Source organism: Aliivibrio sifiae (assembly GCF_002954715.1).
GTDB lineage: Bacteria > Pseudomonadota > Gammaproteobacteria > Enterobacterales > Vibrionaceae > Aliivibrio > Aliivibrio sifiae.
This window is the reverse complement of the sequence record NZ_MSCP01000001.1, coordinates 1,800,468-1,814,945: the sequence shown is the minus strand read 5'-3', so window position 1 is coordinate 1,814,945 and position 14,478 is coordinate 1,800,468. Positions and strand designations below refer to the sequence as shown.

At 37.5% G+C, this 14,478-nt stretch carries 12 protein-coding genes and 1 tRNA gene; 6 read left to right on the top strand and 7 right to left on the bottom strand.

The window, feature by feature from the left end:
* Nucleotides 1-377: 377 nt before the first annotated feature.
* Entirely contained in the window at nt 378-2,039 is a 1,662-nt protein-coding gene (gene ushA / locus BTO23_RS08070; protein WP_170066706.1) for a bifunctional UDP-sugar hydrolase/5'-nucleotidase UshA, read from the top strand.
* 195 nt (nt 2,040-2,234) lie between these two features.
* A tRNA-Pro gene (locus tag BTO23_RS08065) sits at nt 2,235-2,311 on the top strand.
* A gap of 122 nt (nt 2,312-2,433) precedes the next feature.
* On the opposite strand, the gene BTO23_RS08060 is transcribed toward BTO23_RS08065, so the two are convergent.
* Both BTO23_RS08060 and BTO23_RS08055 read right to left on the bottom strand, forming a co-directional pair.
* Complete coding sequence (locus BTO23_RS08060; RefSeq protein WP_061001825.1) at nt 2,434-2,868, bottom strand: DUF411 domain-containing protein; 435 nt, start codon at nt 2,866-2,868, stop codon at nt 2,434-2,436.
* 85 nt (nt 2,869-2,953) lie between these two features.
* On the bottom strand, nt 2,954-5,686 hold the full coding sequence (locus BTO23_RS08055; RefSeq protein WP_105063324.1) for a copper-translocating P-type ATPase: 2,733 nt from the start codon (nt 5,684-5,686) through the stop codon (nt 2,954-2,956).
* Nucleotides 5,687-5,771: 85 nt separating this feature from the next.
* Between BTO23_RS08055 and cueR the strand changes: the two genes are divergently transcribed.
* Entirely contained in the window at nt 5,772-6,173 is a 402-nt protein-coding gene (gene cueR / locus BTO23_RS08050) for a Cu(I)-responsive transcriptional regulator (RefSeq protein ID WP_060990408.1), read from the top strand.
* A gap of 28 nt (nt 6,174-6,201) precedes the next feature.
* On the opposite strand, the gene BTO23_RS08045 is transcribed toward cueR, so the two are convergent.
* From BTO23_RS08045 to BTO23_RS08035, 3 genes are all read right to left on the bottom strand, one after another.
* Entirely contained in the window at nt 6,202-7,056 is an 855-nt protein-coding gene (locus tag BTO23_RS08045) for a co-chaperone YbbN (protein ID WP_060990409.1), read from the bottom strand.
* Nucleotides 7,057-7,390: 334 nt separating this feature from the next.
* Nucleotides 7,391-8,218 (bottom strand): SDR family oxidoreductase, encoded by an 828-nt coding sequence (locus tag BTO23_RS08040; protein ID WP_061028297.1) that lies wholly within the window; start codon nt 8,216-8,218, stop codon nt 7,391-7,393.
* A gap of 74 nt (nt 8,219-8,292) precedes the next feature.
* On the bottom strand, nt 8,293-9,198 hold the full coding sequence (locus tag BTO23_RS08035; RefSeq protein ID WP_061001831.1) for a TIGR01777 family oxidoreductase: 906 nt from the start codon (nt 9,196-9,198) through the stop codon (nt 8,293-8,295).
* A gap of 130 nt (nt 9,199-9,328) precedes the next feature.
* Here BTO23_RS08035 and yfcE point away from each other — a divergent pair, with 130 nt between their 5' ends.
* The gene (yfcE, locus tag BTO23_RS08030) at nt 9,329-9,877 is read left to right on the top strand and encodes a phosphodiesterase (RefSeq protein WP_060990412.1); all 549 of its coding nucleotides are present in this window, start codon (nt 9,329-9,331) and stop codon (nt 9,875-9,877) included.
* A gap of 114 nt (nt 9,878-9,991) precedes the next feature.
* Here the strand turns inward: yfcE and BTO23_RS08025 are convergent, their stop codons facing one another.
* Both BTO23_RS08025 and BTO23_RS08020 read right to left on the bottom strand, forming a co-directional pair.
* Complete coding sequence (locus BTO23_RS08025; protein ID WP_060990413.1) at nt 9,992-10,543, bottom strand: regulatory protein ToxS; 552 nt, start codon at nt 10,541-10,543, stop codon at nt 9,992-9,994.
* Nucleotides 10,534-11,400, bottom strand: coding sequence for a winged helix-turn-helix domain-containing protein (locus BTO23_RS08020; RefSeq protein ID WP_060990414.1), 867 nt, complete (start codon nt 11,398-11,400; stop codon nt 10,534-10,536). The genes BTO23_RS08025 and BTO23_RS08020 overlap by 10 nt, the downstream gene beginning before the upstream one ends.
* Before the next feature lie 214 nt (nt 11,401-11,614).
* Here BTO23_RS08020 and htpG point away from each other — a divergent pair, with 214 nt between their 5' ends.
* Complete coding sequence (gene htpG / locus BTO23_RS08015; protein WP_105063323.1) at nt 11,615-13,513, top strand: molecular chaperone HtpG; 1,899 nt, start codon at nt 11,615-11,617, stop codon at nt 13,511-13,513.
* 263 nt (nt 13,514-13,776) lie between these two features.
* On the top strand, nt 13,777-14,421 hold the full coding sequence (adk, locus tag BTO23_RS08010) for an adenylate kinase (RefSeq protein ID WP_060990416.1): 645 nt from the start codon (nt 13,777-13,779) through the stop codon (nt 14,419-14,421).
* The last annotated feature ends 57 nt before the right edge of the window (nt 14,422-14,478 follow it).

The following is a 14,478-nucleotide window of genomic DNA, read 5'->3' as shown; positions in this document are numbered from 1 at the left end:
TCATGTTGCCATTACATTAGTTTGTAATATTGATTGCTTAATTAAGCACTGCACTTGTTATCGGAAATAACTGACAAAACTTAATTAAAAATTATCTAAAATTTTAATTTTTCTTATTTTTGCATTAATGAATTTTGTTTTTATAGCGCAGGGATTGAGGCGTAAACGTTTGCTTTGTTTGTTAAATATTCAATTGCGGATGATTTACTTTTTTTTATTTATTTATCCGCAATTTTTAGTGATCTAATAGACATATTTATGAGATCAATGTGAGAGTCCTCCGTAATTCTTTTAAACTTGGTCTGGTTATTTGACTGGATCAATCAATTATTGATTAATTTGGGCTAAATCATCCTCTTTTGAATTAATGGTGAAACATGATGGAACGTCTTTCTCTAAAAACAGCGATTGCTGCGGCATTGGTAACTACTCTTGCTGGTTGTGCTACAACAACTGAACACGCGTGGCAAGAAGATACAACATATAAACTAACGGTATTACACACGAACGATAACCATGGTCGTTTTTGGCAAAATAAATACGGTGAGTATGGCATGGCGGCACGTAAAACGCTGATTGATGAATTACGAGCAGATGTTCAAGCGGAAGGCGGTAGTGTACTTCTTTTATCTGGTGGTGATATTAATACGGGTGTTCCTGAATCAGATCTTCAAGATGCTGAGCCCGATTTTAAAGGCATGAATAAAATCGGGTACGATGCAATCGCATTAGGTAATCATGAGTTTGATAACCCATTAGATGTTCTTCAAAAGCAAATTGATTGGGCTGAGTTCCCAATGCTTTCTGCAAATATTTACGATAAAGAGACAGGTGAACGTAAGTACCAAGCTTATGAAATTTTTGAAAAACAAGGTATTAAGATAGCGGTTATTGGTTTTACAACAGAAGATACCGCAAAGATCGGTAATCCTGAATACATTGATGAATTAGAGTTCCGAGATCCAAAAGAAGAAGCGAAAAAAGTAATTGCAGAATTAGAAGAAAATGAAAAACCAGATCTTATTTTCGCTGTGACTCATATGGGTCACTATGAGAATGGTCAACGTGGTATTAATGCACCTGGTGATGTTGCATTAGCACGTTCGCTTGAGTTAGGTGAATTAGATATGATTGTTGGTGGCCACTCACAAGAGCCTGTGTGTATGGAAGGCCCTAATGTCATGAAGAAAAATTTCAAGCCGGGTGATGAGTGTCAACCAGATCAGCAAAACGGTACTTGGATTGTTCAAGCTTACGAATGGGGTAAGTATGTAGGTAAAGCTGATTTTGAATTCCGTAATGGTGAATTAGAAATGGTTAGCTACAATTTAATCCCTGTGAATTTGAAGAAAAAAGTGAAGATCGATGGTAAAAAACAACGCGTCTTTATTCAAGATGAAATTGTTCAAGATCCAGAGCTACTTGCATTCCTAACACCTTACCAAGAAAAAGGTCAAGGTCAGTTGAATGTGAAAATTGCATCAACTAACGGCAAGCTAGAGGGGGATCGCAATGTGGTTCGTTTTGAGCAAACAAACTTGGGCCGTTTAATCGCGACTTCTCATATGGTTCGTGCCAAAGCAGATTTTGCAGTAATGAACTCTGGTGGTGTACGTGATTCAATTGAAGCTGGCGATGTTACGTATAAAGACGTTTTAACGGTTCAGCCATTTGGTAACATCGTGACTTACGCAGATATGACGGGTCAAGAAGTATTAGATTACCTAAATGTAGTTGCAACTAAACCAATCGACTCTGGTGCCTATGCTCAGTTTGCAGGGATCAAGATGACGATTGAAAATGGTAAGGTATCAAATGTATTTATCGGTGGTAAACAATTACGTTTAGATAATACGTATCGCTTTACAGTACCAAGCTACAATGCCGCTGGTGGTGATGGTTACCCGAAAATTTCGGATCACCCAGGCTATGTGAATACTGGTTTTGTTGATGCTGAAGTACTTAAAGAGTTCTTAGAAACAAACAGCCCAATAGATGTGAACAAATTTGCACCTCGTGGTGAAATTACTTATAAGTAATTATTAAAAGAAGATCAGCCCCTGAATCGTTATAGTTTCAGGGGCTTTTGTTTATCAATTCAACAGTTTGTTGTTTTTGTAAGCGAACGGAAAGAAAAAACAAAATAATGCTTGTCAAAAAACTCACAGACAGTATTATAGCCCTCGTTGACACGGATAAGGTCTTTATTTAAAACCGATATCTAGTTAACAGCTCGGTGAATAGCGCAGCTTGGTAGCGCATCTGGTTTGGGACCAGAGGGTCGGGGGTTCGAATCCCTCTTCACCGACCACTTTTAAGAAAGCCGCATCAGAAATGATGCGGCTTTTTTGCGTTTGTAATATTAATTCTAATCATTTAATTTCGATATAATAGGTATTGATAGCTATCAATACCTATTATGCTTTAAAGACCTTAGTTATGTGTATTAAAGAGTGATAATTTTCCATTTTCTTTAAATGCAACAACTTGGTATTTATCTTTCTTATCGCCGTATTCCATACCTGGAGACCCCATTGGCATACCAGGAACAGCCAGACCTTTAAAATCACGAGGGTCAGCTAAAAATTTCTTGATGTCATCTGCAGGGATATGGCCTTCAAACACATAACCGTCAATAACTGCGGTATGACAAGAAGCAAGACGAGGTTCGACACCCAGTTTTTCTTTAATTGGGTTCATGTCTTCATGATCTTCGATTTTTACCGTAAATCCATTCTCTTCCATATGTTCAACCCACTCGCTACAACAACCGCAGTAAGGTGATTTGTAAGTCATTACTTCGGTAGATGCAAACGCTGAAGTGCTAAATAAAACAAAAGAAACAAAAGCAAATTTAAGGTTTTTCATAGTGGGTTTTCCTAAGGGTTATTTTGAATGGGGTGATAGCCAAAACCAGTAGATAATGGCAATAATCAATGCAATACCAAATAGATTAATCATGTAATACCTCTTGTTTTGATGATGGAGTAAATTGTTGAACTCCTAATTGAGCTCTAGGTGTAAAGAGTCTTAATCGGTTTGCATTAGTTACGACGGTAATTGAAGATAGTGCCATTGCGGCTCCTGCAACAACAGGGCTTAATAACATGCCTGTGAGTGGGAATAAAATACCTGCGGCAATAGGAATCCCAATGGTGTTATAAACAAAAGCACCAAATAGGTTCTGCTTCATATTTTTCATCGTGGCTTTAGAAAGTTCAATGGCACTTACTGCGGTTTGCAATGAGTGATTCATTAATGTCAGATGTGCACTTTCAATTGCCACATCGCTACCATTACCCATCGCAATACCAACCTCGGCTTGTGCGAGTGCTGGTGCATCATTAATACCATCCCCAATCATGGCGACTTTGTGGCCTTGTGACTGAAGATCTTTTATTACTTGTGCTTTACCGTCAGGTAATACCCCTGAAATTGCTTGAGTAATGCCTAATTGTTTGGCGACATGTTCTGCGGTTTCTTTACGATCACCGGTTAGCATCACGACAGTAATACCTAATTGAGTAAATTGTTCAACTGCGAGAGCAGAATCTCCACGGATCGCATCACTGACCTCAATAACACCAATGCATTGTTTGTTTACAGCAACAAATAAAGGCGTAGATGAAGGAGAAAGATCCACTTGGGGTACGGGTATGCCATTTTTTGATAAATAAGTCATATTACCGATAAATACTGTATCACTATCTACTTTTGCCGAAGCACCAAGACCTAGCTGAGCGGTAAAATCAAGACTAGCAATCGTCTCCCATGAATGTTGTTTTAAATAAGCCATCACAGCAAGGGCAAGTGGATGTTCTGAATGACTTTCAACCGCAGCTGCCAACGTAATTATCTGTTGTTCAGTATAGTTATTAAAGGGTGTAACCTTACCCACGGTTGGTTTTCCCTTTGTTAGTGTCCCTGTTTTATCTACAACAACCGTATCTATCGTACTTGCTGTTTGAAGTACATCAGCATCTTTTATTAAAGCACCAAATTCAGCTGCTTTACCAATTCCTACAGTAACGGACATTGGAGTAGCAAGCCCTAAAGCACAAGGGCACGCAATGATAAGTACAGTAGTGGCAACCACCAACATATAACTTGATATTGGCTCGGGACCAAAGTTATACCAAATGAGTGCTGAGAAAATAGCAATAATGATGACACTTGGAACAAATACAGATGATATTTTATCGGCCAATTTTGCAATATTAGGCTTACTGCTCTGTGCATTTCGTACCATGTTAATAATTCGAGCTAGCATGGTATGCTCACCAACGTTGGTTGCTTTAAAAGTAAAGCTTCCTTGCTGATTAATTGTCCCTGCATGCACAGTATCATTGGTTGTTTTTAAGTTAGGGAGGGGCTCTCCAGTTAACATAGCTTCATCAAGATAACTTTCACCATTAATCAAAACACCATCAACCGGAATTTTTTGTCCGGGTTTAATTTTAATGATCATTCCCTGAAGCACTTGAGATACTGGTAGCTCAACTTCTTTACCATCCTGAATAACCATGGCGGTTTGTGGTTGAAGGTTTAATAGTTTTTCAATCGCACTAGACGTTCTATTTCGTGCTTTTGTTTCAATCAAATTACCAAGCGTTATTAAACCTAAGATCATTGCTGTTGCTTCAAAATAAACATGGCGTGCTTGTTCAGGAAAAAACTCAGGTGAAATAACTAGAGCCATGGAATAAAGCCAAGCAGATCCCGTACCTAGAGCTACAAGTGTATCCATTGTTGCTCTGTGGTGGGTGAAAGCTTTCCATGCATTAACAAAAAAATGTCTACCAGCAGTGAGTAACAAACCCAAACAAATTAACCCAACTACACCCCATGTAAGTTGATCATTTATGGTGTTGATTTTCATATTGCCACCAAACACGCCCCATAACATTAATGGCGCCCCAATCGCTAATGAGGTGATGGTATTTTTTTTATGTGCAGTGGTGGTCTTTAGGTATAGCTCTTTTTGTCTTTCACGGCGTTGTTCTTCATTTAGGCTTATTTCTGCACCATACCCGCCTTTTTCTATTGCTTGAATTACCTCCATCTCATTAATATCACCAGTAACTAGAGCAGTACGTTCTGCGAGATTTACGCGAACAGATTGAACATTATTGGTGTCTGAAATGATTTTTTCAACAGACGCAACACAGCTAGCGCAAGTCATTCCGGATAAAATGAGTTGAGTTGTTTTGGTTGTATTAGGTTCTAGTATTTCTGGTTTGCTAGTGATGGCTTTGTTATCTGATTCTTCTGATGATTTATCTTCAAGAACAAGTGGAATTGTAGAGGCGTGAAAACCAATAGATTTAATCAGCGATACCACATTTTCTGTTGAGTGTATGGTATTGAGATTAAGTTCTGCTTTTGAAATAGAAAGAATAGTGGAGTGAGATAAGGTTTCTAATGCCTCTGTGGTTTTTTTTACGCACTTACCGCAATTTAATCCTGCTAAATAAAGCGTTATTACTTTTTCTTCAGGTACAGAATAACCAAGCTGAGAAATTATCTCGATAATATGTTGTTTAGAAAGGCTAGTGGTAAGAGTCAGTTCTGTTTTGGTAACAAAATATTGAGAGATATCAGTGTTGGTAGAAAGTGCTTGTTCTACTTTAGCGATACAGCGACCACAATTTAATCCTGATAAAGGAAGAGTGAATTCCTGACTCATAATAACCTCATTAACTATTCTTGATATTGCTAAGAATAAACCTTACAGTAAATGGAAGGTCAAGCAGTTAAATGAGTAAATTAAAATGAATATTAGTGAAGTGGCGAATTTAACCGGATTAACATCGAAAGCGATTCGTTTTTATGAAAGCAAAGGTGTGATCAGAGAGGCAAATAGAGGTGCTAATGGTTACCGCCAATACACCACAGCCCAAGTTGAAGAGTTACAGTTGATCAGACGTTCAAGATTAGTTGGATTTAGTCTAGAAGAATGCCAAGAACTATTAAGCTTATCAAATAATCCAAATCGTCGTAGTGCAGATGTAAAAAAGAAAACGTTAGAGAAAGTCACAGAGATAGAAGCCAAGATAGAAGAGTTAGAAGGAATGAAGCAGACATTATTAGAGCTAGCGAGTGCTTGCCCTGGTGATGAGAGCAATGATTGCCCTATTATTAGAGGGTTAACCTGCTGTCACGATAAAAAGTAACAACAGGATTAATTCGTTAGTCAGTAAGCTAGTAAAGTAGAGAATACAGCTGACGGCGGTATTTACCTGCAACTGGATTTCCTTGGCCAAGAGCAGAAAGAATATCCATCATTGTTTTCTTTACTTGTCCATCTTGAGCGTTAAGATCTTTTAATAAAATGTTCATTAAAATTTCCAAGGCTTCTTCTTGGCGATTTACTTGGCTGTATTGAACCGCAAGTTCTAAAGCCAGCTCGGTGTTGCTTTGATCTGCATTATATTTGTCTTCTAACGCTTGGATTTCAGGCGTATTTCCTGCTTGTTTATGAAGCTCTAGTTTTGCGATTAATTCTTTGTATTTACTGTCTTGATCTTGCATTAAAATTTCAGACAACATTGTTTCTGCTTGATCATAAGCTTGAGTTTCAATATAGCATTGAGCAATATGAAGTTTAATCTGGCCATTACCACCAAAATGCTCAAGCAAAGCGAGAAGGGTAGGAAGTGCTGCTTGAAATTCACCTTCTTCAACTAACTTAAATGCCTGACCTAATTGTAGCTCTTCTTGGCTCGGCAGGTGTTTATTTAACATTCCTTGAATGGCTTCGATCGTTTGAGGACCGCCCATACCATCAACCGCTTGGCCGTTTTTAAATAAAGCAATCGTTGGTAGCGCTTGAACTCCAAATTGTTGTGCAAGACCTTGCTGTTCTTCACAGTTAAGTAGAGCAAGAGTTACTGCATCGCCGTATTGCTGCGCTAGTTGTTGTAATGCAGGAATAACTGCAAGGCTTTCTTGACTCATTGGTGCCCAGAAGTGAATTAACACTGGGGTCTGCATTGAGCCTTCGAGAATTTGCTGGAAGTTTTGTTCGTTTAGTTCAACGCTATGTTCTGGCTGCATGGTCTTTTCCTAAAATCAGTATTGTCTCTGTATATATACAGTTATATGGGGTATTGCACTGATTTTCAAGGAGCCAAAGACGAAGAAAGCCACTATGAATAACATAATGGCTTTACTATCGTAAGCGAAGACAACCGTTAGATCAGTATGAAGACTGCAACCGCCACACTCACACAGATCCAGTTGATTTTACCTAGTGTCATATTCCCTCCCGAAAAAACACTTTCTACCAGATAGGAACAAATATACTTATACAATATGACACTAATATTACATTTTTGTTCTTTTCTTATATTTCTTAATTGTTACACCAAACTGACATGATAAAGCTAAGTTAATCACTCTTATTTAAGATCTTATCAAGGTACTTTGTTGGTAATAATCGTTTTAGAATAGCAAAGAGGTGGGTGGGGAAGGTTACTCGATAGCGTGCTTTTGGTCTTGATGAATTGAGAGCATGTAATAATGGAGGAACGATAGATTCAGAGGGTAAAACAAAGGTACTACCAGAGTGTTCTTTCTCAAGTCGTGTTTGTTGAATAAGGTATTTTTCTTTATGAGGGCTTTTTTCAATATCAACCCATTTTTTAAATGCTTTCAATGCATTAGATCTAAATTCTGTTTCTATTGGCCCTGGTTCGATTAAGCTTATTTTGATATTTGTATCGGATAACTCTAAGCGTAAAGTATCAGTCCAGCCTTCGATCGCAAATTTTGACGCGTTATAAGCGCCACGATATTTCATCGCAACAATACCTAAAACAGAGCTATTTTGAATAATTCGACCTTCCCCTTGTTTCCTCATAACAGGAAGAAGTTCTGTGACTAATTGGTGCCATCCAAAGAAGTTTGATTCAAACTGTTCTTTTAAGGCATCTCTTGGTAAGTCTTCTAGTGCTCCAGCCTGTCCATATGCGCCATTATTAAACAATGCGTATAATTTTCCATCAGTAAGTACAAGTAACTCCTGAATCGCTTGAGTAATTGTTTCTGGTTTACTGTAATCCAAATGCAAGCATGTTAAGCCTTCTTTTTCCAGTCGTTCAACGTCCTTAATTTGTCTGCATGATGCGATAACTTGAAATCCGTGTTGCTGTAACTGATGGGCAGCGGTATACCCAATGCCCGTAGAACAGCCAGTGATAAATATTGAACGTTGCATAGATTAACTAACACTCTGTTTATGGATGTGATTTTATAATGAGTCTAAACTAAATCTATTGCAACCAGAGCTAATTATCCTAGCAATTGTTTTAATGCTGATTCGATGCGGGAATAACGAAATTTAAACCCTTCATGAACTAAACGCTTGGGACGGATCCTTTGACTATCAGTGAGTAACACAGACGCTTCTCCTAGAATCGCCTTAATTACTATTGTTGGAGTAAAAAGAAAGTGAGGGCGTTTTAGTGTTTTTGCTAAAGTTTGACTAAAGGTAGCATTAGTCACTGGGTGAGGGGCTGTTAGGTTATAAATCCCACAACTGTCCTCTTTTTCTATTAAATGTAATATAGCAAGCACCATGTCATCGATATGAATCCACGACATGTATTGCTTACCATTGCCTATTGGTCCTCCTAAACCGCATTGGTAAGGTAATTGCATTTTTTTAAGTGCACCGCCTAAAGGAGATAAAACGACACCTGTACGCAAAATACAAACGCGGGTTTGGTTACTTTGTGCTTGTAAGGCTTTACTCTCCCATTGCTGACAGATTTGATGTGCAAAATCAGACGATAAAATTTGGGTTGTCTCATCTATATCTTGGTTGCCGTTATCGCCATAATAGCCAATCGCGGACCCAGAGATAAAACACCGTGGTGGGTTGGTTGATTTAAGACAGAGCTCGGTTAGGCTTTCTGTAAGAATACATCGACTGTTGGTTATGATTTTCTTTTGTTTGTTTGTCCATTTTTTTTCAGCAATAGGTTCACCAGCGAGATTTATGACGACATCAATATCATTAAAATTCTGGAAAGAGCTAAGACTTGAAATAAACTCAGCATGAGGTAAAGCAAGATGACTTAAGGCCGATTCTGCTTTTTTTGTATCACGGGTTAAAAGTATTAAGTTGTGACCTTTAAGGTGATCTAATAGCTGTTTTCCGATTAATCCGGTACAGCCTGTAATAAGTATTTTCATCTCGTCTCCTGCAAGATATTCCTAATATCTAATGAACTAAGTATAAATTGACTTCACTGATTGGCAACTTTCGTGCAATTTTCCTTTATACTTCTGGTTTGAAGCACCTCTTTAAATTTAAGGATTCTTTGTGAAGTTATTTTTTGCCTCAGATCTGCATGGCTCATTGCCTGCAACTCAGCGTGTTATTGATACGTTTCTTGCCTCTAAAGCGGATCATTTAATTCTGCTTGGAGACTTAATTAATTTTGGCCCAAGGAATCCAATACCTGAAGGGCATAACCCTATCGGGGTTGCTGATTTATTAAATCAATATGCAGAGTCTATCATTGCAGTAAGAGGTAATTGTGACAGTGAAGTCGATCAAATGTTACTTTCTTTTCCAATCATGTCTGATTACAACATCGTACTATTGCCAACAGGAAAAAAAATATTTTTAACTCATGGTCATATCTATAATGCGGATAAACGTCCTTTACTAAAGAAAGGCGATGTCATTGCACATGGACATACTCATATAACCGTTGCTGAATGGCAAGGGGAGCAAATTATCTTTAATCCTGGTTCGACGACCTTCCCACGTAATGAAGGCGGAAAGCCAAGTTATGGTTTGTTGGATGGAACTAACTTGTCAGTTCTAGATTTTGATGGGAATATTTTGAATTCTATTAAGTTGTAATCATACTAATCTAAATTTGTATTGGGTTGGTCTTACTTAATTTTATAACAGGTATAAAAAAATCCGAGAAGATTATCGTCTCGGATTTTTTATATTAAGCGCTATACAGTTAACTTAATGAGAAAATAAAATCCCTGAACCATAGTTGAGGCTAGTCAGTAATAATGTTTTATCATTAATCACATCAACACGTTTGCTTTGTTGAGCATCCATTCTGAATACTCGCATGATTAATTTTTTCTGTGCTCCTGTGAATTCTTTATTGTCACTTGATGTCACATCTTTAAATTCGATAGGGTCAATAAGAAGGTAATCACCGCTATATTCCCAGTTACCTGTTTCCATCACATTGATGGTTAATGGGTGCTGAGCGTTATCTAAAACACTATAAATTGTCAATTTTGACGATTTAGAGTAGGTTTTATTGGGTAAGTAAACCACATTAGATTTAATGTCAGCTCGCTTTAATGGTCCCATGTCTTCGTAATCAACGTTGCTGTCGATACGAACAGTGCTCATGCTTTGCCATTCTTTAGATGTCAGCAGTTGTTCTACTTTACTGTCACTTTCCCAGTAAAACCAGCCACTACCTATCATTGAAATAAGAAGAAGAATTACAGGGAAAAAACGCTTCATTAGAGGCAGTTGTTCGTTATTTAACCACATACTTTATCTACCTCTTTTTGATTTATTAGCAAACGAACGCTAATGCTTTGATCACTGTGTTCTTCATTATGAATATAATTCAATGTAATTTGATTTGGTTGCCCACTAGTCGCGATAACTTCTATAGGCTTTAAGGTATCAGTATGCTTTGAATTATAAAAAATGGTGCATTGTTCAATCAGAGGTTGCCATTGATCGATATTTGGGTGATTAATAGGAACTAATACTGGCGTTTCATCGTAAATTGCGACTTGGGTAAACGCGTCCGATTTTGGTGTATGATTGAAATAAGCGATGACAGGTAAGATAAAGGCAATAATTAACGTTATTGTTCCAAGCAGAGAAAGGTGTGCTTGAGGTTTATTTATATTTGATGCTACTTGGTTTGGCTGAGTGTTTTCCGCTTGAATAGTATCCACAGACTCTTCTAGCTTGATATCTTCGTGGCTATCCATAGAGATAGTATCGACATCTTCCATTGGCTCAGTGGTTAGCTCTGTATCAGAGTTAGACTCTTGAGCTACTGCTGTTGAAATAAATTGATATCCGCGCTTAGGCACTGTTTTTACATAAACAGGTAGCTTTGTTGGATCTTGTAGCATTTTTCGTAACGTAGAGATCGCTTGAGTTAAGCTCGAATCATCAACTTCAAATCCTTGATCTCTCCATACGTATTCATGTAGTTCATGGCGACTAACAACCTTCCCTGGTTCTTGAATAAGTAGGCTTAATACGCGACTTTCATTACCACCTAAGCGGATAATTTCTTCATCATTTAATGTATCGATGAGGCTATTATCGTTTGGATCGAATAGAAACCGGTTGCCAATAATAATTTTGTTATTTTCTATATTCATTGGTTGCTAACTCAGTAATGGTGATTCTTATTTATGATATCCAAGTATCATTTTTAGAATGTCTATTTTATGTCAAAACTTATCATTACGCATTTTATAGTATAAAAAAAGCAAAAAAACAGTGTTTTTTACATTGCTTTACCTTGAATTGCCATTTTAAGACCTCATTTTAATTAATAAGTTAAATACATTGCACTAATTTTGGAGTTTATTGATGAGCGAGCAAACAATTAATAATAAAGAAACACGCGGCTTTCAGTCTGAAGTGAAACAATTACTTCATCTAATGATCCACTCTTTATATTCAAATAAAGAGATCTTTTTACGTGAATTAATATCAAATGCTTCAGATGCCTCAGATAAATTGCGTTTCAAAGCACTATCAAATGGTGACCTATACGAAGGCAATGCTGACCTTGGTGTAAAACTGTCTTTTAACGAAGAAGCAAACACATTAACCATTTCTGATAATGGTATTGGTATGAGCCGTGAAGATGTTATCGAACATTTAGGTACGATAGCAAAATCTGGTACTGCTGATTTTTTCTCCAAATTATCAGATGACCAAAGTAAAGACTCTCAACTTATCGGTCAATTTGGTGTTGGTTTTTATTCTGCATTTATTGTTGCTGATGCCGTAACAGTACGTACTCGCGAAGCTGGTGTAGCAAAAGATCAAGCAGTTCAGTGGCACTCTGAAGGTGAAGGTGACTACACAATTGAAGACATTACTAAAGAAACTCGTGGTACAGATATTATTCTTCATATGCGTGAAGAAGGTAAAGAGTTCTTAAGTGAGTGGCGTCTAAAAGAAGTGATTGGTAAATACTCTGACCATATTGGTATCCCTGTTTCTCTTTGGAGTGTTGAAAAAGACGAAGAAGGAAAGGATAAAGAAGGTAAGTGGGAACAGATCAACAAAGCTCAAGCGCTTTGGACTCGTAGCAAATCAGAAATTGAAGATGCAGAGTATCAGGAGTTTTATAAGCACGTATCGCATGATTTTGCCGACCCATTAACATGGAGTCACAATAAGGTAGAAGGCAAGAACGATTACACTAGTCTGCTTTATATTCCTGCGAAAGCCCCATTTGATATGATGAACCGTGATCATAAAAGTGGTTTGAAATTGTATGTTCAGCGTGTATTCATTATGGATGATGCAGAGCAATTTATGCCAAGTTACCTACGTTTTGTTAAGGGTTTAATCGATTCAAATGATCTACCACTAAACGTATCTCGTGAAATTCTTCAAGATAATAAAGTGACTCAATCATTACGCAGCGCGTGTACTAAACGTGTATTAGGTATGCTTGAGAAAATGGCGAAGAAAGATAACGAGAAATACCTAACGTTCTGGAAAGAATTTGGACAAGTTCTAAAAGAAGGTTTAGCAGAAGATTTTGCTAACAAAGAAAAAATTGCAGGTCTTTTACGTTTTGCATCAACAGAAGCAGACAGTTCTGATCAAGCTATGGGTCTAGCTGATTACATTGAACGTATGAAAGAAGAGCAAGATAAGATCTTCTATTTAACAGCTGATAGTTATGCGGCAGCAAAAAATAGTCCTCACCTAGAGCAATTTAAAGCGAAAGGCATTGAGGTTATTTTAATGTATGACCGTATTGATGAGTGGCTAATGAGCTACTTAACTGAGTTTGATGGTAAGCAGTTCCAATCAATCACAAAAGCTGGTTTAGATTTAAGCAAGTTTGAAGATGATGCTGAAAAAGAGAAACAGAAAGAGACGGTAGAAGAATTTAAATCAGTGGTTGAGCGTACGAAAGCTTATTTAGGTGATCGTGTTAAAGAAGTTCGTACTACCTTTAAGTTAGCATCTACTCCTGCCGTTGTCGTTACTGATGACTTTGAAATGGGTACACAAATGGCGAAACTTCTAGAAGCGGCGGGTCAAGCTGCTCCTGAAGTTAAGTATATTTTTGAAATTAACCCAGAGCATGCACTAATTAAGCAAATGGCCGATGAAGCAGACGAAGAAGCATTTGGTCGTTGGGTTGAAATGTTACTTGGTCAAGCAATGTTAGCAGAACGTGGTTCTTTAGATGATCCATCTCAATTCTTAAGTGCAATGAATCAATTATTATCTAAATAATAGATAATGCCGTAATGAGATAAGTATAATGAGACTGATGTGTTTTACACTAAGGTCTCATTGTTTTTTTATTGTTACGAAATAGACTTTATTTAGCGCTTATTTTTGCTTTTTTCATCGCAAACTTGATAGCTTTATCAGTTCCGTGTATCTTTCACAGCTTATTTTTAGAAATAAAACTTATACCTAAGTTTATAAGTAGTTGTCATTTTTACTTGTAAGGTTTGGTATAAATTCCAAGATTATTTTTTAAGGGGAAAACAATGCGTATCATCCTTTTAGGTGCACCTGGTGCGGGTAAAGGTACTCAAGCTCAGTTCATCATGGATAAATATGGTATTCCACAAATCTCTACAGGAGACATGCTACGTGCTGCTATTAAAGCGGGTACTGAGCTAGGAAAACAAGCTAAATCTGTAATTGATGCTGGTCAACTTGTGTCTGATGAGATCATTCTTGGTCTTGTTAAAGAGCGTATTGCTCAAGAAGATTGCGCTAAAGGTTTCCTACTAGATGGTTTCCCTCGTACAATTCCTCAAGCTGATGGCTTAAAAGAGAATGGCGTATCAATTGATTACGTTCTTGAATTTGACGTTGCTGATGAAGTAATTGTTGAACGTATGTCTGGTCGTCGTGCACACCTTCCTTCAGGTCGTACATACCACGTTACGTTTAATCCTTCTAAAGTTGAAGGCCAAGATGATGTAACTGGTGAACCTCTTGTTATCCGTGAAGATGATAAGCCAGAAACGGTTCTTGCTCGTCTAGGTATCTACCATGAGCAAACAGCACCACTTATCGCTTACTACAATAAAGAAGCGGAAGCGGGTAAAACTCAGTATCTTAAATTTGATGGTACTAAGTTGGTTGCTGAAGTTAGCGCTGAGATCGAAAAAGCACTAGCGTAATCTTACGCAGTCAGTAATTTATTGTTATATTGAAGGCGACCTTATTGGTCGCCTTTT

Bases quoted from the DNA above. Each gene is read 5' to 3' on its own strand.
- cueR (WP_060990408.1), top strand. From the start codon at position 5,772: ATGAATATTAGTGAAGTGGCGAATTTAACCGGATTAACATCGAAAGCG.
- htpG (WP_105063323.1), top strand. From the start codon at position 11,615: ATGAGCGAGCAAACAATTAATAATAAAGAAACACGCGGCTTTCAGTCT.
- BTO23_RS08040 (WP_061028297.1), bottom strand. From the start codon at position 8,218: ATGCAACGTTCAATATTTATCACTGGCTGTTCTACGGGCATTGGGTAT.
- BTO23_RS08020 (WP_060990414.1), bottom strand. From the start codon at position 11,400: ATGAATATAGAAAATAACAAAATTATTATTGGCAACCGGTTTCTATTC.
- BTO23_RS08055 (WP_105063324.1), bottom strand. From the start codon at position 5,686: ATGAGTCAGGAATTCACTCTTCCTTTATCAGGATTAAATTGTGGTCGC.
- BTO23_RS08060 (WP_061001825.1), bottom strand. From the start codon at position 2,868: ATGAAAAACCTTAAATTTGCTTTTGTTTCTTTTGTTTTATTTAGCACT.
- ushA (WP_170066706.1), top strand. From the start codon at position 378: ATGATGGAACGTCTTTCTCTAAAAACAGCGATTGCTGCGGCATTGGTA.
- BTO23_RS08025 (WP_060990413.1), bottom strand. From the start codon at position 10,543: ATGTGGTTAAATAACGAACAACTGCCTCTAATGAAGCGTTTTTTCCCT.
- BTO23_RS08045 (WP_060990409.1), bottom strand. From the start codon at position 7,056: ATGCAGCCAGAACATAGCGTTGAACTAAACGAACAAAACTTCCAGCAA.
- BTO23_RS08035 (WP_061001831.1), bottom strand. From the start codon at position 9,198: ATGAAAATACTTATTACAGGCTGTACCGGATTAATCGGAAAACAGCTA.
- adk (WP_060990416.1), top strand. From the start codon at position 13,777: ATGCGTATCATCCTTTTAGGTGCACCTGGTGCGGGTAAAGGTACTCAA.